The sequence below is a fragment of the Acinetobacter sp. AG1 genome, assembly GCF_001005525.1.
In the GTDB taxonomy this organism is placed as follows: domain Bacteria; phylum Pseudomonadota; class Gammaproteobacteria; order Pseudomonadales; family Moraxellaceae; genus Acinetobacter; species Acinetobacter modestus.
Genome location: NZ_LBMZ01000101.1, coordinates 31,293 through 50,857 on the forward strand (window position 1 = coordinate 31,293; position 19,565 = coordinate 50,857).

Genomic DNA, 19,565 nt, shown 5'->3' on the forward strand with positions numbered 1-19,565 from the left:
GATAGAATTGGGATAATGAGCAGTCCTTTACTCTAACTTTTAAAATCGATCTAATTGTATGATTTTTTTAGAGGGTTTAACTGTCTCTAAATAATCGAACTTGATCCTAACATAAGCTTGTTAGTTATGCTGATTTTATCCAGTCGAGTCAATACAATTTTAGGGTACATATCAAACTTTTCCACTATTTAGCTTATATAGTTTTTTTATTTCTCTAATACATTTTTTATATTTTAAGAGAAAGTATATTGTTTACAAAAACAGCTATTATATAATGGACATCGAGAAGTACTTTCTAACACTCATACTTTACAATAATAGTAAGACATATTTGGATCAGTCTAATGGAATTACGCCATTTACGTTACTTTATTACTGTTGCCGAGGAATTAAGCTTCAGTAAGGCTGCGGTAAAATTGCATACAGCTCAGCCCTCTTTAAGCCAACAAATCAAAGATTTAGAGGATGATATTGGTGTTCAATTATTTTATCGCACCAAACGTAAAGTTGAATTGACTGAGGAAGGTCTGGTTTTTTTAGAACAAGCACGTTTAACCTTAAACCAAGCGGACAAAGCCATTACTATGGCGCGACAAGTTGCGGCAGCAAAAGTACAATGCCTTAGAATCGGATTTGTACCTTCTGCTGAAATTAGAATTTTTCCCTATATTTTCCCTAGGTTACGTTTCAAAACACCTAAACTGCAAATCAATACATTAAACTTAAAAGAAAGTGATCAAATCGCAGAATTAAAAAAAGGTGATTTAGACATTATTTTTATTAATCAAGACTTTCAAAATGAATATTTTGCCAGTCAATTGGTTTTGAAAGAACCGTTAATTTTTATCTTGCCCAAACAGCATCCTTTAGTGGAGTTTAATGCGTTAAATATTGAGCAACTGAATGGATTGGAACTGACCATCCTATCACATAAACTTTCTCAACCACTGGCTCAAACGATTCTGAAATACAGAGATCAGCATCAAATTAAATTTAAATCGCTCCATGAAACCAACACGATCGCTGAATGTATTCAAGCAGTACATAGTGGTTTGAGTTGCGCGATTTTACCTTCTTATATGCAAGCACTTGCGACGGATCAAATCGCTGTTCGCCCATTAAACCACCCTCTGCCGAGTCTCGATGTATTTATGAGTTTCCATCGCACTTCACCAAGCCAAGCAGCGGAAGAATTTTTGGAAGAAATTAGACAAGTTTTCGAACTAGAACAGTTAGCACTTTATGCAAGCTAAGAAAAAAGCCGATTTAAATCGGCTTTTAGTTTGTCTACTTAGGCTGGTTCACTAAAAAATGCTACAAATTTTTGATAACTTTCACGCTGTTTTACATTTTCTAAATATTGTTCTATTACGGGATGAGTTTGTATTTGACCAATTTTCAACTGCCAAAATAACATTGCTGCAACCATCACATCTGCTGTGGTAAATTGTTGCCCGCATAAATATGGATCAGCCTCATTTAAGCCATGAATAAAGGCATGATAAGCTTCTTCATAATCACCATAGCCAACAAACATTTTCTGATCAGATTTTATCTCTACACCCAACATTTTGTTGGTCGATGCTGCTTCCCAAGGTCCAGAAATAAACATAAGCCAACGATAGTACAACCCTCGCTTAGGGTCATTGAGTGCTGGTGCTAAGCCCTTATCTGCGAACTTATCTGTCAAATATGCACACACGGCTCCAAGCTCATAAATCACTATATCGCCATCGACTAGAACAGGAACTTTTCCAAAAGGGTTTATTTTTAAATATTCTGGTGCCTTCATTTCTGTCTGGTAAGCTACTTCTATTCGCTCACAGGCAACCCCCAGTTCAATGAGCAACCAATCAACAACCATACCGCGCGACTGAGTATTTGTATAAAATTGAAGTGCCATTTTTCATATTTCCTTGTTTATTGGTGTTATTAAAACTTAATCGTTCACATTGTCAGTTTTTGTCAGTAGTCGAACGGCATACTTCCTGAGTCCACCATTGTTGAAAAAGTTGTTGTTTGAATTGTGGATAGAGTTCTTGGCTTAAACTTAGATTTTGCATACGATCAAGTCGAAAATTTCGGAAATCATTACGTAATTCACACCAAGCAGCGAGCACAATCTTGTCATTAAAATACCCAAGTGCAAACGGCCAAACGGTTCTCGCACTGATACGTTGCTGTTCATCAACATAATCAAAGAAAATTTTAACTTGAGATCGAATCGATACTCTGACTTGCTCAACCAATATTTGATTGACAGGTAACCACACGTTAAATGCTCTTAATGTGGTTTGCTGTAATAAACTTTGTCGATGTTCAGGTAATACCGCATTTAATTTTGCTAACACTGAAATTGATGCTTCATTCAAAGCTTGGTCAGGAATACTTTTGAGCCAATATAGGGCTAAAAACATGGCTTCAATTTCATTTTCATTCAAGGTCATTGGAGGAAGCAAAAAATCTTCTTTAAGCTGAAACCCCAATCCTGCTGCTGCATCAATTTGAACGCCTTGTTCACGCAAAGTGTCTATATCACGATAAACACTACGCTGACTAATCTGCAAACGCTCAGCCAAAACTTGTGCAGTGACTGGATAACGATATTGTCGAAGTAGTTGTAATAAATTCAGTAATCGAATAGAACGACTCATGCTATCCCTATTGTTATTATTGATGATGAGAAAATCAGCTTTCTCACCATCTTATCTTTGCAAATAATGTGAATCGCTTAACTTTCAGTAATCGCTGCGCGTTCTAATATACTTTGCAAATAAACATGTAAATCCTGCACATTATGAGCAATCGTTAAAGGCTGGTATTGTTGCAAAGTTTCAATACTATGCACCCCATAGCTTACGCCAATACGTGGCATATTCAGATTTTCTGCCATTCCTAAATCGTAACTGGTATCCCCCACCATAATGGCGCATTCAACTGCTACACCCAACTCAGCAAGAATCTCCTGCAACATCAATGGATCAGGTTTAGACTTGGTTTCACTGGCTGCACGGGTAATATCAAAAATCTGATGACTATTGGTTTGACTTAATACACGATCTAAACCTTTACGACTTTTACCCGTCGCAACTGCAAGCTTGATCCCTTGTTGTTTTAAGTCAGCCAACAACTCTGCCACACCATTAAACCATGCATCGCCTTTTGAATTTTCAACATAATGATCTGCATAACATTGCAAAATATCTTGCTGTAAATCTGGAACCTGCGGAAATAAGATTTGCATGACCTCAGGCAAACCTAAGCCAATGATACTTTTTGCGGCATCATCCGTTAAAGGTTGTTCAAATTGCTGTGCTGCATATTGCAGACTAGCTACGATTTGCCCAACCGAATCGAATAAAGTGCCATCCCAGTCAAAAATCACCAGTTCGATATTTTGACTCATTTCTGTTTTCTCAATTCATTGATCACTTGTTGCATATCTTCTGGCATTGGTGCTTCAATGCTTGGATAGTTTGGAATGTCTAAACGCATGGCATGTAGGCATAAACGACGTGCTTCAGGGCCTTTATAGTCTGTGTTATGTCCATATTTATCATCCCCAACTAAAGGATGGCCAATACTTAAACCATGTACACGGATTTGATGGGTACGTCCCGAAAGCGGTGATGCATACACCAAAGTCGCTGTCTTAAAACGTTCAACCACTTTCCAGTCAGTCTTACTCGGCTTACCGTCTTTAGTCACACGAACACGACGTTCGCCATTCGCTAGTTCATAACGTAATAAGGGTGCATCAATCAATTGCTGATCCAAACTGACTTGTCCTTTGACAATCGCCGCATACGTTTTTTGAATTTTATGCTCGCGTAGTAAATCCTGAAGCAGTTTTAAGGTACTACGTTTCTTACTGATCATCACCAAGCCCGAAGTATCTCGGTCAATACGATGGATCAGTTCCAAGTATTTTTTACCTGTCGCGGCACGCAAGGCTTCGATTAAACCATACGCCACACCACTGCCGCCATGGACGGCAATCCCAGACGGTTTATTCACCACTAATAAGCCTTCATCTTCGTAAACCACACGACTAAGCAGGCTTTGCGCCACGCCATCACTCACTGGTGCCGCGCTTTCATCCTTTTGTTCATAACGAATTGGTGCGACACGAATCTGATCGCCAATATTCAAACGTGTTTCTGCTTTTATTCTTTTTTTGTTTACACGTACTTGTCCTTCACGAATCAAACGGTAGATTCGACTTTTCGGAACACCTTTTAATCGGGTAAATAAAAAATTATCTATTCGCTGCCCGTCTTGATGCTCATCCACGTCAAACCAAGTGACACTTTGCCATTGTTGTGTAGAATTCATACGCTCGATTAATCCAAGATTTGCTAAATATGATTAAAAATTGATCATTTAGCTAAGTTATTTCACAAGAAACCTAAACTTAGCCCATAGGCAGATGCCGCAAGGTTTGATATATTCAGCGCACGGATACCACCGTAAGTGAGCATCAGATCAGAAATTTTATTTAGATAAAATTTTAAATCGACGAGATATTCACCAATAACTCGGATAGGTCCTAAAGAATTATGCCGACGCCGAAGGCTTATTATATCGGCAAAATGGCAAACTGTTGCGTTTAATTGTGCATCAGCACATACAGTTTGTTCAGAAAAAATATGTTGCCAACAAATTTGTTGGTTATTAAACGTAAACTGATCCACATCAGACAATTTGCTCCCTGATGTCGCATTCAGGCTAAAGCGTTGATGCATTGGAACTGCTAAGCAGAGATACGATGATCATTCCGTATCACGAGACTTCCAGATGGATCGACTTCAATGCTTAATGACAGTGAAAGTCACCATCCAATGCACCGCTCACCCGCCAGTGAAGCGTCTAGGAACTTTGATTATGCTGGGTCTAACGATATTTCACAGATGCAAAACATGGATGAAATATCATTAGGCTGAAGATTAAGGCACTATTGCTGACATCGAAATAAACGTATCAAAGCACAAACTGAATATTTACAGTCAGTGGTTTCAGAGCATCATGTACAAAGCTGCTTCTGAATCTTGATCGCGCCAATTTGATGTTTGCTCAAAAGTATCGGGCTGGTTGTTTGTGTGCATCACTATTAGGTGTCACACCCATGAAACGTATGTTGATTAATGCAACCCACGCCGAAGAAGTTCGCGTTGCACTGATTACTGGTAATCGTCTTTACGATTTCGATTTAGAAAATCGTACTCGTGAACAAAAAAAATCAAATATTTATAAAGGTCATGTCACTCGCGTTGAACCTTCTTTAGAAGCAGTTTTCGTTGAGTACGGCGCACAGCGTCAAGGCTTTTTATCTATGCGAGAAATTGCAAACTCGTATTTCAAAGCGGATCCTCGTCAAACTTCAAATATTCGTGAACTCATCACTGAAGGCACAGAATTATTGGTTCAAGTTGAAAAAGAAGAGCGTGGCAACAAAGGTGCTGCGCTTTCTACTTTTATTTCTCTTGCAGGCCGTTATTTAGTACTTATGCCAAACAACCCGAAAGGTGGCGGTATTAGCCGTCAGATTTCAGGTTCTGTGCGCGAAGAACTCAAAGAAATTCTATCTTCTTTAAATGTACCTCGTGGCATGAGCGTCATTGTTCGTACTGCGGGTATTGGTCGTACACAAGAAGAATTGCAACTTGATTTGCAACATTTACTTGACCTTTGGGCTCAAATCCAAGGTTCAGCAGGTTCTGGCCCATCACCAATGTTAGTTCACCAAGAAGCAGGTGTAGTGACACGCGCGATCCGTGATTACTTACGTGATGATGTTGCAGAAATCCTGATTGATAGTGAACAAGCCTATAACGAAGCCTATAACTTCGTAAAAGCAGTCATGCCACGCCAACTTGATAAGTTAAAAACTTATACCTTGAATGAGCCTTTATTTGCTCATTTCGGTATTGAAAGCCAAATCCAAACCGCTTATGAACGTGAAGTTAAACTTCCGTCTGGTGGTTCAATCGTGATTGACCAAACTGAAGCTTTAGTTTCAATCGATATTAACTCGGCGAAATCAACACGTGGTCATGATGTTGAAGAAACTGCGTTAAACACCAACTTGGAAGCAGCTGAAGAAATCGCACGTCAACTTCGTTTACGCGATATTGGTGGTTTAGTCGTGATCGATTTTATCGACATGACCAAAGACCGTAACCAACGTATGGTCGAAGCGAAATTACGTGAAGCAACGCAAAGCGATCGTGCGCGTATTCAATTCGGTCAACTGTCACGTTTTGGCCTCATGGAAATGAGCCGTCAACGTTTACGCCCTTCTTTAGAAGAAGCGACTGGCTACGTTTGCCCACGCTGTCATGGCACAGGTATGGTACGTGACTTACGTTCACTCTCACTTTCGATTATGCGCAAGGTCGAAGAAATTGCTTTACGCGAGCGTCAAGGTGAAGTTCAAGTTGAAGTTCCAGTTGAAATCGCAGCATTCTTATTAAATGAAAAGCGCCACAGTCTGGTATATCTTGAGCAAACATCAAATGTTCGTGTGACCATATTGCCTCACCCGCACTTAGAAACCCCACATTATCAAATCCAGTACAATCCTGATGGCTTTGCTCCATCGAGTTATGAACGTACTGAAGCAACCCGTTCAAGTGAAAAAGAATTGGGGTATGAGTCTTCTGAATGGCATTTAGAAGAAGCAGAGCATCACCATGCAGCACCTGCACAAAATAATGCAGCTGCACAGCAAAAGAAAGCAACTCAACAACAAGCTGCTCAACCTAAGCAAGCACAACAAGCTGTTGCACAAAAGTCAGCAAGCCCTTGCGCATGGTTAGAGAACTTATTCGTTCAAAAGCAAGCACAAACGACTGATCAATCACGTTCTGCACAAAATGCTGCCGCAGCAATTGAACAAATGATTAATAACGGTGCAGTCAGCCGTGGTCAGTTTGGTCAAATGAATACACCTGCTGCTATCACTGAAACTGCAGTACCAGCCGTAAATAATGCTTACATTTCACAATCACCAGTGAAACAAGAAGCACGCGAAACATTTGAGAAAGATGAAAAAGCTCATCGCCCAAATCAATCGCAAAATCCGAAGAAACGTAAACATAAAGAACAACGTGAACATCATTCACATGCACATGAACAACAAAATCAAGTGCAGGAAGAAAATGTTCAAGTTTCTTCTCGTCAAGAGCAACCATCACGTCAAGAACAACGTGAGTTAAAGCGTCAGCAAAAACGTCAGCAACCACAAGAACATCAAAACCAACAGCAGCATCAAGATGCTGGACATGGTAATGATACAAACGCGTTGCCACGTCGTGATCGCAATAACCAACAGCGTCCAAATCGACCAAACCGTCATCGTGACCAAAGTGTTTTAAATGAAACTGCTGTCGCTACACCTGAAACTGTAGCGAATCCTCAACAAATTAAAGTTGATGTGATTGATGCACCTCGTGCAGAACCAATGAACACAGCATTGATCGTAAATATTGATCAAGGTCAGAGTGAAATTGTTGCATTAAATCAACAACAGGCTAATCCAGTTACAAAAACTGAAACAGCACCTGTTGCTGTAGAACAAACTGAAGTCATTGAACCTGTTCAAACAGAACAAGTGGCTACAGAAGTTGAAGAAGTGACATCAACTGAAGCCGCTCCAGCACCCGTAAAACGTGCTAGCAATGATCCACGTTCACGTCGTCGTCATCGTGATTCACAATCATCGCCTAAAGCCATTGTGCCTAAAGTTGTACCGTCACAAATTCCAACGTTAGCTCAGTACACGATGAGTAGTCTGATTCGTCATGTATATGGTGAAGACTGTACTATTTTGATTGAGCAATTCGGCTTAGTGACAACATTTAATCGTGCATTACAGAAGTTTGCTGAGCAATATGCAAACACTTTAGTGGTTGAAGCTGTTGCTGAAGAAAAACGTCCCGTAACCCGTGATGCTGAACTTCCAACTCAAAAGCAAACTGAAGAAGTTGAACCTGCACCTGTATTGGCACTAACTCCACCAGAAGCACCTGCTACTCGTGTTGCAAATGATCCACGCGAACGTCGTCGCTTGGCTAAACTTGCCGCTGAACAAGCTAAGGAAGCTCATATCGCTGCAAATACGACTGCTGCACCTGTTGAAAGCACTGAATCGAAAGAAGAAGTGCCAGAACCAGTCGTTAATATTGTTGCAGATGAAACAGTAGCCACAGCCACCACTCCAGCGCAACAACCACTAGAACTAGACAGTACTGATGTTACGCCAGCAGAAGCTGCACCAGTTGAAGCTTCTGAGCCAGTAACATCGACTGAAACAGCTGAAGCTGAAATCGTAGCTGAAGTGGTTTCTGAAACGACTGAAACTGTTCAAGCTGTTGAAAAAGCTGAGCCAACTGAAGCAGAACTAGAGGATGAAGCAGCGAAGGCAGAAAAGGAAAAATCTAGCCGCCCTCGTCGCCCTCGTGGAAGACCACCTAAAAAGAGCACAACAGGCAATGAATAATTTGCTAAATTGCACTCAATAAGGCAAAGCCTAGTCATTTCGATGACTAGGCTTTTTTGTTATTTTGTCAGATTAGGTTGATTGCTCTAGGAACTTACCAGTAAAAACAGCATCAACAACAATGATGTTAATGGTTGTGTTCTAACAGATAGCCATTTTTGGACTGATCGAAAAATAAACAGGATTGATATGAGCCAAACTACGCAGACCGATATTATTACCCTTAGTGATGTTGCTACTAGACTTCCAAACTTCATCACCAAAGTACCTCATATCCTCAATGGACTTAAACAAGCATATATACGAACGCCAACTTCACCTGCTGGTTTAGGCATTGCCTTTGAAAAAGCAGTCAAGCGTAACCCTCAAGGCATCGCACTGTTATTTGAAGATCAAAGTTACAGCTACCAAGCACTAAATGAATGGGCTAACCAAATTGCGCATTACTATTTATCGCTTGGTGCTAAAAAGGGTGATGTAATTGCAGTGATGGTTGAAAACCGTCCTGAACTGATTGCTACGATTGTTGCTTTAGCTAAAATTGGTGTCACGATCGCACTCGTAAACACATCACAAGTCGGTAAGGTCCTTGCTCATAGCATTAATTTGGTTAATCCAATTGCAGTGATTGCAGGTGAAGAAGTCCGTGCTGCGATTGATGAAGCTCGCCCAGAATTAAAAGTGCCACAAGATCGTTTCCACTGGTTTGCTGATCTAGAAACACGAAAAAATGCAGGCATTGCACCTAAGGGTTATGTCAATCTGGCACAACAAATTGATCAATTTCCAAAATTTAATCCATCTACAACGCGTACAGTAACGGGTAAAGATGGTTTATTTTATATCTATACCTCTGGTACAACTGGCCTACCAAAAGCTGTTATTTTCACACACAGCCGTTGGACTCTAGCTTACGGTACGTATGGACATATCCTTAACCTCGGTAAAGATGATGTGATGTACGTTACCTTACCGCTTTACCATGCAACGGGAGTTGTGGTGTGCTGGTGTGGTGTAATTGCAGGTAGCGCAACGCTTGCAGTACGTCGTAAATATTCAACTAGCGCATTCTGGAAAGATGTTCAGAAGTTTAATGCTTCAGCGATTGGTTATGTCGGTGAGCTTTGCCGTTACCTCATCGATGCGCCTGCAACTGAACAGGATCGTGCTCATCGTGTTACCAAAATGATTGGTAACGGTATGCGTCCAAACATTTGGGGTAAGTTCAAAGAACGTTTTGGCGTGCAAGAAGTACTTGAACTTTATGCATCAAGTGAAGGCAATGTTGGTTTTAGTAATATCTTTAACTTTGACAATACAGTTGGCTTCTCTCCTACCCCATATGCAATCGTTGAATTCGACAAAGAAAAGAATGAGTTAGTTCGCGATAAGAAAGGCAACTGTAAAAAGGTCAAAACAGGTGAAGTCGGCTTACTCGTCGGTAAGATCACTAGCCGATCACCCTTCGATGGCTATACAGACCCAGAGAAGAACAAATCTGTGATTTTAAAAGATGTGTTTAACAAGGGTGACTCATACTTCAATACTGGAGACTTGGTTCGTGACATCGGCTTCCGTCATGCGCAGTTTGTAGACCGTTTAGGCGATACTTTCCGTTGGAAAGGTGAAAACGTTTCTACAACTGAAGTTGAAAATATGGTCTGCGAATATGAAAAGATCGCGGAAGCTGTGGTATACGGGGTAGAGATTCCAAATACCAATGGTCGTGCAGGTATGGCAGCAATAACGTTGGTTGATGGTGCAGAGCTTAACGAAGCTGATCTAAGCGCTATGGTGAATGTATTTAAAAAATGCTTACCATCATATGCAATTCCAGTATTTTTACGCATTCAAGCCAAAGTAGAAACCACTGGAACATTTAAATACCAAAAAAATAAACTGAAAGAAGACTCATTTAATCCGAGCAAAACATCTGAACGTTTATTGGTTTTATTACCAGGTACAAACAGCTATAGTGATGTAAATACTGAAATCTTTGATAACATTCAAAGCTATCAGTACCGTTTCTAGTTTATTTTTTAGCTAAACAAGAGGAAATCGTGCTTTTTATAAACAATCATGCAGATGTTTTTAAATTTCCTCTTGTGTTAGCTGAATAAGTTGCTAGAATACGCAACATCAAAACGAGATGGGTCGTTAGCTCAGTTGGTAGAGCAGCGGACTTTTAATCCGTTGGTCCCGCGTTCGAGTCGCGGACGACCCACCATCTAATGTTTTGAACCCTTATGGGTCGTTAGCTCAGTTGGTAGAGCAGCGGACTTTTAATCCGTTGGTCCCGCGTTCGAGTCGCGGACGACCCACCAGATTCTAAAAAACCTCATCGTAAATGATGAGGTTTTTTATTTTGTGCGAATTATCTTTCTAAAAGATGACAACAACCATTAGATTGCTTTAAGCATCCTTGCTCAAAGCAATCTTTCACCTAAATTATAAAAAACTTTCCAACACCGAATTTAAAAAGATATGCCCCCGCTCTGTGCAAGCAATTCGATTTACATCATCGACCAAAAGTTTTTTGTCACGTAATTGATTCAGCGTCTCATTGATATCTTGCAAATCAAGCCCTGTGCGTTGAGTATAAAATTTCGCATCCACCCCATCATTTAAACGCAAGGCATTCATCATAAATTCAAATGGCAATTCATCTGCTTCGATACGTTTCATTTGCACATGTTCAGCAGGTACTTTAGCCAAATAATCTTTTGGCAGCCGCGTCTTTTGAAAACGATAAATACCCTCTGAGCGAGTCACTTTGCCATGTGCACCTGCACCGATCGCTAAATAATCACCAAACCTCCAATAATTCAAATTATGTGCTGAGGGTTTTTCTTTACGCCATGCTGAGACTTCGTAATTGATATAACCATTCGCTTTTAAATAAGCCTCACCTAATTCTTGGATATGTTCTAAAACTTCATCTTGTGGCAATACGGGTTGGGTTCTAAAGAACACCGTATTTGGCTCAATGGTCAGTTGATACCAACTAATATGTGTTGCACCATGTTCTACAGCTAATCTAAGGTCTTCTAAAGCCTGTTCTTGCGTTTGCTGTGATAAACCATGCATGAGGTCAACATTAACGCGCTCAAAGCCTGCTTGACGCGCTTGTTGGATTGCATCTAAAGCATTATTCGCTGTATGAATACGACCCAATCTCTGTAAATGCTCAGGATCAAAACTTTGTACGCCTAATGATAAACGGTTGATGCCAACAGCAAGATAATCCGCAAATGGATCATGTTCAACCGTTCCAGGATTAGCTTCCAATGTGATTTCACAATCTACTTCAAAGTCTAATCGCGCCTTTAATTGACTAAACAACCACTGATAGCCTTGTGCTGAAATTAAAGACGGCGTTCCACCACCAATAAATACGCTATGAATTGACCGACCTTGCGCCATTTCAATTTGAGTCTCAAAATCAGCCACCAGTGCCTCAAGATATTGTTGCTCTAAATCCACAGACAATTCCCCATCAGGAACAGCATGTGAATTGAAGTCACAATAAGGGCACTTACGCACACACCAAGGCATATGGATATAAAGTGAAAGTGGAATATTTGCTGGATTTAAATGACTCAAAATGGAAGCTCAACAACAGAACCCTTTTATTTTAACATGACTCTATCAATCCGCTTATTATCATCACTTCACTATTCGGTTAGACTGAAACAACGAAGAACAATTAGATTGATAAAATGATCAAAATCACCAGCCAATTGCTATTTATTCTTCCTCTTGCATTAGGTGTCGGTATTGCAATGGCATTTCAAACTGCAATTAATTCACAACTTAGAGAACATTTACACTCACCTCTTCAAGCTGCCTTATTATCTTTTTTGGTAGGGACGATTGTGCTTGCATGTATGGTTTATTTTCAAAGCACAGCAAAACCGAGTCTTGGAGAACTATCCCAAATCCCATGGTTTCTGTGGGTGGGTGGATGTCTTGGGGTTTATGCCATCAGCATGAGCATTTATACTGCACCCAAACTAGGTTTTTTAACTTTTTCAGGCTTAGTTATTTTCGGCCAATTGACCATTTCAATGTTACTTGACCATTTCGGCTGGTTAGGTACAGAAAAAACACCTATCAATTGGCAACGTCTTGTCGGCAGTATTGTCATTTTTATTGGTGTGATATTCACTCTACAACGCTAATTCTCCCTCAATTCAATAAGAGTATTTTTTGTGTCTCACGCGACAACCAAGCGGTTTGAACTTAAGCAATTATTTCATTTAATGTTTCCGATCTTGATCACCCAATTTGCTCAGGCTGGGCTTGGTCTTATTGACACCATCATGGCAGGTCATCTTTCTGCTGCTGATTTGGCAGCAATTGCTGTCGGTGTTGGTTTATGGATTCCAATTATGTTGTTATTTGCAGGAATTATGATCGCAACAACACCTTTAGTCGCTGAAGCACGCGGTGCAAGAACACCAGAGAAAATTCCGACTATTGCACGTCAATCCTTATGGGTTGCGGTCATCCTCGGCATCGTTGCTATGTTGATTTTGCAATGTATGCCGATGTTTTTACCTCTCTTTGGAGTACCTGAAAGTTTATTACCCAAAGCAAGCCTGTTTTTACATGCGATTGGCTTTGGTATGCCTGCGGTGATGATGTACGCAGCTTTACGTAGTTATTCTGAAGCCTTAGGGCACCCACGACCTGTGACTGCGATTAGCTTAATTGCATTGTTGGTTCTGATTCCACTGAACTTTATTTTTATGTACGGTTTGGGACCTATCCCTGCTTTAGGGAGTGCGGGTTGTGGCTTTGCAACAGCAATCTTACAGTGGCTGATGTTTATTACACTGGCGATTTATATTTCAAAAGCTAAGGCTTATAAACAAGCGCCCATTTTCACAAAATGGGAAAAACCGGATTTATTTTGGGTCAAACGAATTCTTAAACTTGGGCTTCCAATCGGCTTAGCTGTTTTCTTTGAAGTGAGTATTTTTAGTACGGGGGCAATTGTACTCAGCCCACTTGGTGAAAATGCGATTGCAGCACATCAGATTGCGATTTCAGTCACTTCACAGTTATTTATGATTCCCTTATCTCTCGCCATTGCACTCACGATTCGTGTGGGTACTTATTATGGAGAGAAAAATTGGTATGCGATGCGCCAAGTTCAAAAAGTAGGGTTGATTAGTGCAACCGTTTTTGCTGCTTTGACCATGACACTGATTGCTGTAGCACGCCCCTATATTGTGGCAATCTATACCAATGATATTAATGTTATTCCTGTCGCGATGTATCTCTTGTGGTTCGCAATGGCGTATCAGCTAATGGATGCATGGCAAGTAAGCGCTGCAGGCTGTCTACGTGGCATGCAAGACACGCAAGCACCAATGTGGATTACTCTTATGGCATACTGGGTCATTGCTTTCCCAATAGGCTTATATCTGGCGCGTTATACGATTTGGGGTGTTGCAGGTGTTTGGTTAGGATTGATTATCGGTTTAAGTATTGCCTGCGTATTCTTGATTGGTCGTTTATATTTAAACAATAAACGATTAGCGCAACACGTTAATCTCAACTCATAAAAACTTAATGCTGGTTTAATTTTTTAATTGAAAGATGACAAGGATGTCATCTTTCAATTTGATCAAAATGTGCGATCAATCTAATAAAACTTTGGCTAAATCTTAAAAGATCGGGCTAGATTACATCTAAAGATTCCAACCAATATATATCCTATGCATCCTTGTGAGATCTAATCCAATCTCAATATCTACTTACATCCCTTAACATTTCCATCTAGGCAATTTAAGTTTTGTCGCCTATGATCAGGATATCACTTTAAAACTGAATCGAATGAGGTCAAGCGAATATGGCAAAACATGCAAGCTCTCCCAGTAGACGTTTTTTAAAACTGGCTGGTATGACCGCAAGTATTGCCAGTAAAAGTGTTGCCAACTCCATTCGTAATCTCACCGCAGATGAAGAACAAAAAAACGCAGCACGCAGCCAACTATTTCAAGATATTGGCTTACAGATTGCCGATACATTGGGTGAAATGAAAGGTGCTGTGATGAAAGTCGGGCAAATTGCCTCACAGTATAAAGATATCTTTCCACCCGAAGTGGCGAAAGCAATTGCTAAATTACAACGCCAAGCCCCTGCCATGCCTTTTGCTGCGATCCAGCAGCAAGTCGAAAAAGAGTTAGGCAAACCCTTAAACCAAATTTTTAGCTCTTTTGAAACCGAACCATTTGCAGCAGCTTCGATTGGTCAAGTACATCGTGCGGTACTTCCAAATGGGCAAGCAGTTGTGGTGAAAGTACAATATCCAGGGGTTGACCAAGCCTGTGAAAGTGACTTAAAGCAAGTCCGCCTCGCATTACGCTTAATGGGCGTACTTAAGATTGATAAGAAGCTACAAGATCAACTATTTCAAGAAATTCAGGACAGCCTTTCTGCTGAATTGAACTACGAAATCGAAGCACAAAACCTCGAGGTTTTTAAAATTTTTCATGAGAAGTTGGATGATCAAATCATCATACCAACCGTATATAAGGATTATTCGTCTCGCCGCGTACTGACGCTAAGCCTTGAACAAGGTGATTCCATTGAAACTGCAAGTACATGGTCAGTTGAAACCCGTAATCAAATCGGTCGTCGTTTGATTCGCGCTTTAGGACAAGAAATGTTTTTCTTGAAGCGTTTTCATTGTGATCCACATCCAGGCAACTTCGCTTTCCGTGAAGATGGCAGTGTGATTATTTATGATTACGGTAGCGTCAAAACGCTATCCCCTGAAATCATTCAACACTTTAAAGCATTGGTCAATGCAGCTCGCCAAGAGGATATTGCTCAGGTTGAGGATTTATTGGTTGAACTGCATTCCATTGCTGAAAAGCAGAAATTTCCAACTGAATTGTATACACAATGGATTGAAATCCTGTTACGTCCGTTAAGTACACATTATGACTTTGCCGAAAATTCATCGCATCACGATGGAATGCGACTTGTTAAAAAATCGCTGAAATATTGGGATGTATTTAAACCTTCTCCAGATACGCTCATGGTCAATCGTACGATTTCAGGACATTATTGGAACTTGATTCACCTTAAAGTTCACGACAACTTAAATGATTTATTTGAAGAGCTTGTTCCAAATTACTAAAAACCACCCCCTTTATTTTGAATAAAGGGGGTGAAATATTTTACCTACAATTTATAGATCACTCACTTGAAAGCATTAGAATTGACTCCATATATTGTTATGTTATAACATACCTTAAAAATAGGAGTCATTTAAAATGCGTAAAGATATCCATCCTGCTTATCAACAAGTCTTGTTTCATGATACTAATGCTGATGCCTACTTTTTAATTGGTAGCACACTACAAACCAAACAAAGCAAAGAATATCAAGGGAAAGTCTATCCATACGTTACCCTGGATATTTCAAGTGCATCGCATCCGTTTTATACAGGTGAAGTACGCCAAGCAAGTAATGAAGGTCGTGTTGCCAGCTTTAACAAACGCTTTGCACGTTTTAATCGCAAAGGTTAATCTTGTTTTAAGTTTCATTCATTAAGCTATTAATATTGGAAGTCTAAGGTTATATCTCCTCCGCTTAGACTTCTTTTTTTATGTCTAGATTTTATAGATCCTAGCGATCAGTTGATTTACCCACCATGCCAAATTCAATCGGTGTTTTCACATAGAATAAAGAAATCTCTTTACTATTCAGATAACTCAATAATTCGACTGCCTGTTCAGAGCTTACTGCAAATTGAATTTGTATAGGTCGATCTGCTAATTCAAAGAAACGAGCAGAATGAAATAAACCCTGATGATCAACACCCTCCAAACCCGCTAATACTGTCGCCCCACGCAAATTCATTTGACTTGCGACTGCCAACAACCATTCACTAATCGGTTTCCCCTGAACATTATGGTTTTGTGTTGTATAAAAAGTAATTAAAAATCCATTCATTTCATCACTCCTTGGCTATGTAGCACTAAACCATTGATGCAGGCTCATACCTAAGATGGTAAACAGCAATGATCCAAGCACATGAATCAAAATCGCAGCACAGGCATAACCCAATTTACCACTTTGCAATAAGGTAATAATCTCAGCCGAAAATGTTGAGAACGTGGTCAATGCACCACAAAAGCCCGTGATCACGAACAGTTTGTAATTGGGACTCAATGAGCTTTGAGAAAAATAGGAAATTGCAAAACCAATAATAAAGCCACCAACAAAGTTGACCGTGACCGTTCCTAAAGGAATATTGGGAAAAATAGGATTCAGCTTTAATCCCAAAAACCAACGTAACCATGCACCTAATACCGAGCCAAGTGCGATTGATAGTAAAGGATAGTACATGATTTACTCCACACACTGCGCTGGAGCTAAAATGATATTCGTCATGAGTTTATAGCTAATTTTCTGAAAATTTTTCATTTGCGAACTCCAAAATGGGAACAGAGCACGCACAAACCTACGCCCCCTGTTCAGGGTAACGTAGGCATCATTAGCCAAAACGGCGGTTTGTAATAGGAGGAATGCCATCTCCTTTGCTCTAAAATAACATAATTTTTAGACAACTCAACTGCTGTGTATAAACACAAAGTTATCCACAATTTATTGAGATTCTGGCAATACTTTTTCTCCCACCACATAAAAATCCAGTTTAGGAATCACAAAAGTGAAAACTGCGGCATCATCATCTAAACCAAATTGTTGCAACAATTGAGGAGCCTGTAATTTATCAATCTCAGCAGCCTGAATTTGTTGAAATTGCACAGGCATGTTGATATCCCCTTGCGACATCCGAGTCGGTTGGTCAATCCATTCAGCCCACGCATGATCTTGATCCACCAAAAATTGAACAGCCTCCTCCCATGAGGAAAATAAGCTTTGCCAAGCCTCAGGTAAACGTTTCTGCATAGTGATGTGTATATCACTGCTAAAAGAATAATCTTCATCCATGCGAATATGAGTATGAATCGCATTTTCATCTCGTTGATGCTGAAAATTTGGTGCATATTGTGCAGGCATCACATCACTGGCGAGGCGACCACCGATCACATACAGAGCTTGATCAACGATCACCTGTTCAAAGATTACAGTCTTGGGCTTTGATTCATCTAAATAAAAGCGCCAATTACTTTGCCGAGGTGAAGGCATTAACTGGCGTAGTTTTCCAAGGAAAGTAAAGCCAAAGTGCTGGTGCTGATAAGTTAAAATAGTAAAAATGGTTTTGCCCTGCTTTTCCCATAACACAACAGGATCTGGATAACGCTGGCGAACTTGCTCAACATCCACCAACCAAGACAAATAAACCACATTGCTAACCTGACTTTGTAAACGCATAAAAGGAAGTATGCGCATCATCATACGACGGAGTTGCAAGACATAACGACAGCTTAATATCGGCGCGAAAAATCGCAATGTAGACCATGGTGAGGACCACTTTAAACGGTGTCTATTCATTATTATTCAAAAGATTGATGCTCGCTTTGAGCATAAACTGCCAAGATTACAACGTCCAGTTCAAATGCGATGCTGTATTTTAAATGTTATGATGCGGGCATTACTTCATCAAACATGGAATTTTGAAATGGCTCAAAGCTTATTGGCACAACTTAAAGATGGTTCAGCAAAGTTTGCAGACGTATTGGCATTTATTGAAGCGCGTTATCAACATACGCCAACAGCCTTTCAAAATGGCGCACAATCAAATGCTGAAACCGAAAACCAAGGCAGCGCAAAAGTACTCAGCTTTGCTCAAATCGAAGGCTTAAATCAAGCGGATACGCTCAGTTTATTTGCGGAACATTATGCATCTGTATTAGCGACACCTGAAGCAACAGATCATCAAAATATCCGTCAGTTTATGCAAAATGGTTGGGATGGCGTGAAGTTTGAAGGTAAAGCACTGACTGCAAAATAAGATAAAGGAGGTCTTTAACCTCCTTTTTTAGCATCATTTTCTATTGTAATGTTGGGTCTAACCAGTTTAGATAAATTTGTTGTTAAACTATAAAAATCGCCACCCATTTTCCCAACACTATCGAGTTGCTGTTGATCAATCATCTGCCCATCCCATAACCGATCATCAACATAAATCGATTTGACATCTAGCAATACGACTGTACCTCCAGATGCTAAGCTACTGAGTTGAATCACCTCTCTTAATTGGCATTCATAACGCACTGGTGCATATTTTACTGCCAAGGCTGCGACCGCATGGCTCGGTTCAGACTCAATCTCAGCAAAATCAAACTCACTTTGCTCTGGGGGCAATAAAGCACAAGATAAATTCATCTGTTCAAGTAGGTGTGAATTTACAATATGAATCGCACATTGTTGCGTCTCGATTAAATTTCTCAAAGTATCTTTATCTTGCCCATTTCTTGGATTGACTTGTGAATACCAAAGAATGGGAGGATTACAACTCGCAACGTTAAAGAATGAATAAGGGGCTATATTGGCTACGCCACTAGCAGAAATTGTACTGATCCATGCGATGGGTCTAGGCGTAATTCCCCCAACCAACAAACGATAGATCTGATTGGCATCTAACTCAGAGGTTTCAAAAATCATGATGCTTACACTACCTACTTACGGGCGTTCGGTATATTGTGGTAAATCATCTGTAATGCAGTCCCATTCTGCTTTTGACGCCGCGAAAATATGCATGCTTGGTTTTTGCTGTAAAGGTGTATCTAACGTACCAATTCTTAAACGATACAATTCTGGCTGCGCATCACGTGAGCTAATGAGTGGTGAACCACATTCACCACAAAACCAGCGATAAACACCTGCAACAGCAAATTTTTTAACGAGGTGCTCACCTTGTACAATTTTAAAATCTCTACTACTAATCGGTGCATTGGTGGCATAAGCCGTCCCGTTAGCTTTACGGCAACGCTGACAATGGCATTGGACTATCTCACCAATTTCACCCTGAATTTCGTAGCGGATGCCCTGACATAAACAACTCCCTTGATATACTGGCGTTTGTTCAGACATACCATCATGCATCCTATATTTATTGACTACTCAAAACTAACAC

Annotated in this window: 19 protein-coding genes, 2 tRNA genes and 1 riboswitch; of the genes, 10 read left to right on the top strand and 11 right to left on the bottom strand. The window is 40.2% G+C overall.

The features are described 5' to 3' along the window. Nucleotides 1-344 precede the first annotated feature (344 nt). A complete protein-coding gene (locus tag AAV96_RS05850) occupies nt 345-1,253 on the top strand; it encodes a LysR substrate-binding domain-containing protein (protein ID WP_046738643.1) in 909 nt (302 codons plus the stop codon). A 38-nt stretch (nt 1,254-1,291) separates the two neighbouring features. Here the strand turns inward: AAV96_RS05850 and AAV96_RS05855 are convergent, their stop codons facing one another. From AAV96_RS05855 to AAV96_RS05875, 5 genes are all read right to left on the bottom strand, one after another. Further along, complete coding sequence (locus tag AAV96_RS05855) at nt 1,292-1,903, bottom strand: glutathione S-transferase family protein (protein ID WP_046738644.1); 612 nt, start codon at nt 1,901-1,903, stop codon at nt 1,292-1,294. Between the two features lie 52 nt (nt 1,904-1,955). After that, nucleotides 1,956-2,654 carry a helix-turn-helix transcriptional regulator gene (locus AAV96_RS05860; protein WP_046738645.1) on the bottom strand — a complete coding sequence of 233 codons (699 nt, stop codon included), beginning with the start codon at nt 2,652-2,654 and terminating at the stop codon, nt 1,956-1,958. Nucleotides 2,655-2,731: 77 nt separating this feature from the next. Next, on the bottom strand, nt 2,732-3,406 hold the full coding sequence (locus tag AAV96_RS05865; RefSeq protein WP_046738646.1) for an HAD-IA family hydrolase: 675 nt from the start codon (nt 3,404-3,406) through the stop codon (nt 2,732-2,734). Beyond that, nucleotides 3,403-4,335, bottom strand: coding sequence for an RluA family pseudouridine synthase (locus tag AAV96_RS05870; protein WP_046738647.1), 933 nt, complete (start codon nt 4,333-4,335; stop codon nt 3,403-3,405). Before AAV96_RS05870 ends, AAV96_RS05865 begins: the two co-directional genes overlap by 4 nt. A 62-nt stretch (nt 4,336-4,397) precedes the next feature. Then, nucleotides 4,398-4,745 (bottom strand): hypothetical protein, encoded by a 348-nt coding sequence (locus tag AAV96_RS05875; RefSeq protein WP_004659153.1) that lies wholly within the window; start codon nt 4,743-4,745, stop codon nt 4,398-4,400. 380 nt (nt 4,746-5,125) lie between these two features. Here AAV96_RS05875 and AAV96_RS05880 point away from each other — a divergent pair, with 380 nt between their 5' ends. From AAV96_RS05880 to AAV96_RS05895, 4 genes are all read left to right on the top strand, one after another. Next, nucleotides 5,126-8,500, top strand: coding sequence for an Rne/Rng family ribonuclease (locus tag AAV96_RS05880; protein ID WP_046738648.1), 3,375 nt, complete (start codon nt 5,126-5,128; stop codon nt 8,498-8,500). A 189-nt stretch (nt 8,501-8,689) separates the two neighbouring features. Next, the gene (locus AAV96_RS05885; protein WP_004659155.1) at nt 8,690-10,531 is read left to right on the top strand and encodes a long-chain-acyl-CoA synthetase; all 1,842 of its coding nucleotides are present in this window, start codon (nt 8,690-8,692) and stop codon (nt 10,529-10,531) included. Nucleotides 10,532-10,651: 120 nt separating this feature from the next. Continuing rightward, nucleotides 10,652-10,727 (top strand) — tRNA-Lys (locus AAV96_RS05890). A 21-nt stretch (nt 10,728-10,748) separates the two neighbouring features. Continuing rightward, nucleotides 10,749-10,824: transfer RNA gene (locus AAV96_RS05895), tRNA-Lys, on the top strand. Between the two features lie 124 nt (nt 10,825-10,948). On the opposite strand, the gene hemW is transcribed toward AAV96_RS05895, so the two are convergent. Next, entirely contained in the window at nt 10,949-12,103 is a 1,155-nt protein-coding gene (gene hemW, locus AAV96_RS05900; protein WP_046738649.1) for a radical SAM family heme chaperone HemW, read from the bottom strand. 116 nt (nt 12,104-12,219) lie between these two features. On the opposite strand from hemW, the gene AAV96_RS05905 reads away from it, so the two are divergent. From AAV96_RS05905 to AAV96_RS05920, 4 genes are all read left to right on the top strand, one after another. Beyond that, on the top strand, nt 12,220-12,681 hold the full coding sequence (locus AAV96_RS05905) for a DMT family transporter (protein ID WP_004659157.1): 462 nt from the start codon (nt 12,220-12,222) through the stop codon (nt 12,679-12,681). Between the two features lie 30 nt (nt 12,682-12,711). Further along, nucleotides 12,712-14,073 carry an MATE family efflux transporter gene (locus AAV96_RS05910; RefSeq protein WP_046738650.1) on the top strand — a complete coding sequence of 454 codons (1,362 nt, stop codon included), beginning with the start codon at nt 12,712-12,714 and terminating at the stop codon, nt 14,071-14,073. A 287-nt stretch (nt 14,074-14,360) separates the two neighbouring features. Next, complete coding sequence (locus tag AAV96_RS05915; RefSeq protein WP_004659160.1) at nt 14,361-15,656, top strand: ABC1 kinase family protein; 1,296 nt, start codon at nt 14,361-14,363, stop codon at nt 15,654-15,656. Between the two features lie 136 nt (nt 15,657-15,792). Further along, a complete protein-coding gene (locus AAV96_RS05920) occupies nt 15,793-16,047 on the top strand; it encodes a type B 50S ribosomal protein L31 (protein WP_005218504.1) in 255 nt (84 codons plus the stop codon). 100 nt (nt 16,048-16,147) lie between these two features. Here AAV96_RS05920 and AAV96_RS05925 read toward each other — a convergent pair whose 3' ends face one another. The 3 genes from AAV96_RS05925 to AAV96_RS05940 all read right to left on the bottom strand — a co-directional run bounded on the left by AAV96_RS05925 (nt 16,148) and on the right by AAV96_RS05940 (nt 17,980). Beyond that, on the bottom strand, nt 16,148-16,474 hold the full coding sequence (locus AAV96_RS05925) for a DUF190 domain-containing protein (protein WP_046738651.1): 327 nt from the start codon (nt 16,472-16,474) through the stop codon (nt 16,148-16,150). Between the two features lie 15 nt (nt 16,475-16,489). Then, entirely contained in the window at nt 16,490-16,870 is a 381-nt protein-coding gene (gene crcB, locus AAV96_RS05930) for a fluoride efflux transporter CrcB (protein WP_046738652.1), read from the bottom strand. Between the two features lie 132 nt (nt 16,871-17,002). Continuing rightward, nucleotides 17,003-17,069: riboswitch (Fluoride riboswitch) on the bottom strand. Nucleotides 17,070-17,128: 59 nt separating this feature from the next. Continuing rightward, the gene (locus tag AAV96_RS05940) at nt 17,129-17,980 is read right to left on the bottom strand and encodes a DUF2071 domain-containing protein (protein ID WP_046738654.1); all 852 of its coding nucleotides are present in this window, start codon (nt 17,978-17,980) and stop codon (nt 17,129-17,131) included. 127 nt (nt 17,981-18,107) lie between these two features. Between AAV96_RS05940 and AAV96_RS05945 the strand changes: the two genes are divergently transcribed. Beyond that, nucleotides 18,108-18,440 (top strand): HopJ type III effector protein, encoded by a 333-nt coding sequence (locus tag AAV96_RS05945; protein ID WP_004659167.1) that lies wholly within the window; start codon nt 18,108-18,110, stop codon nt 18,438-18,440. Nucleotides 18,441-18,454: 14 nt separating this feature from the next. Here the strand turns inward: AAV96_RS05945 and AAV96_RS05950 are convergent, their stop codons facing one another. Together AAV96_RS05950 and AAV96_RS05955 are read right to left on the bottom strand one after the other, a co-directional pair. Continuing rightward, on the bottom strand, nt 18,455-19,093 hold the full coding sequence (locus AAV96_RS05950) for a flavin reductase family protein (protein WP_046738655.1): 639 nt from the start codon (nt 19,091-19,093) through the stop codon (nt 18,455-18,457). Between the two features lie 18 nt (nt 19,094-19,111). Continuing rightward, nucleotides 19,112-19,522, bottom strand: coding sequence for a GFA family protein (locus AAV96_RS05955; RefSeq protein WP_046738656.1), 411 nt, complete (start codon nt 19,520-19,522; stop codon nt 19,112-19,114). Nucleotides 19,523-19,565 lie beyond the last annotated feature (43 nt).

Coding starts and splice junctions, on each gene's coding strand:
- AAV96_RS05880 (WP_046738648.1), top strand. CDS start 5,126: ATGAAACGTATGTTGATTAATGCAACCCACGCCGAAGAAGTTCGCGTT.
- AAV96_RS05920 (WP_005218504.1), top strand. CDS start 15,793: ATGCGTAAAGATATCCATCCTGCTTATCAACAAGTCTTGTTTCATGAT.
- AAV96_RS05870 (WP_046738647.1), bottom strand. CDS start 4,335: ATGAATTCTACACAACAATGGCAAAGTGTCACTTGGTTTGACGTGGAT.
- AAV96_RS05945 (WP_004659167.1), top strand. CDS start 18,108: ATGGCTCAAAGCTTATTGGCACAACTTAAAGATGGTTCAGCAAAGTTT.
- AAV96_RS05950 (WP_046738655.1), bottom strand. CDS start 19,093: ATGATTTTTGAAACCTCTGAGTTAGATGCCAATCAGATCTATCGTTTG.
- crcB (WP_046738652.1), bottom strand. CDS start 16,870: ATGTACTATCCTTTACTATCAATCGCACTTGGCTCGGTATTAGGTGCA.
- AAV96_RS05905 (WP_004659157.1), top strand. CDS start 12,220: ATGATCAAAATCACCAGCCAATTGCTATTTATTCTTCCTCTTGCATTA.
- AAV96_RS05915 (WP_004659160.1), top strand. CDS start 14,361: ATGGCAAAACATGCAAGCTCTCCCAGTAGACGTTTTTTAAAACTGGCT.
- AAV96_RS05925 (WP_046738651.1), bottom strand. CDS start 16,474: ATGAATGGATTTTTAATTACTTTTTATACAACACAAAACCATAATGTT.
- AAV96_RS05850 (WP_046738643.1), top strand. CDS start 345: ATGGAATTACGCCATTTACGTTACTTTATTACTGTTGCCGAGGAATTA.
- AAV96_RS05855 (WP_046738644.1), bottom strand. CDS start 1,903: ATGGCACTTCAATTTTATACAAATACTCAGTCGCGCGGTATGGTTGTT.
- AAV96_RS05860 (WP_046738645.1), bottom strand. CDS start 2,654: ATGAGTCGTTCTATTCGATTACTGAATTTATTACAACTACTTCGACAA.
- AAV96_RS05865 (WP_046738646.1), bottom strand. CDS start 3,406: ATGAGTCAAAATATCGAACTGGTGATTTTTGACTGGGATGGCACTTTA.
- AAV96_RS05885 (WP_004659155.1), top strand. CDS start 8,690: ATGAGCCAAACTACGCAGACCGATATTATTACCCTTAGTGATGTTGCT.
- AAV96_RS05875 (WP_004659153.1), bottom strand. CDS start 4,745: ATGCATCAACGCTTTAGCCTGAATGCGACATCAGGGAGCAAATTGTCT.
- AAV96_RS05955 (WP_046738656.1), bottom strand. CDS start 19,522: ATGTCTGAACAAACGCCAGTATATCAAGGGAGTTGTTTATGTCAGGGC.
- AAV96_RS05940 (WP_046738654.1), bottom strand. CDS start 17,980: ATGAATAGACACCGTTTAAAGTGGTCCTCACCATGGTCTACATTGCGA.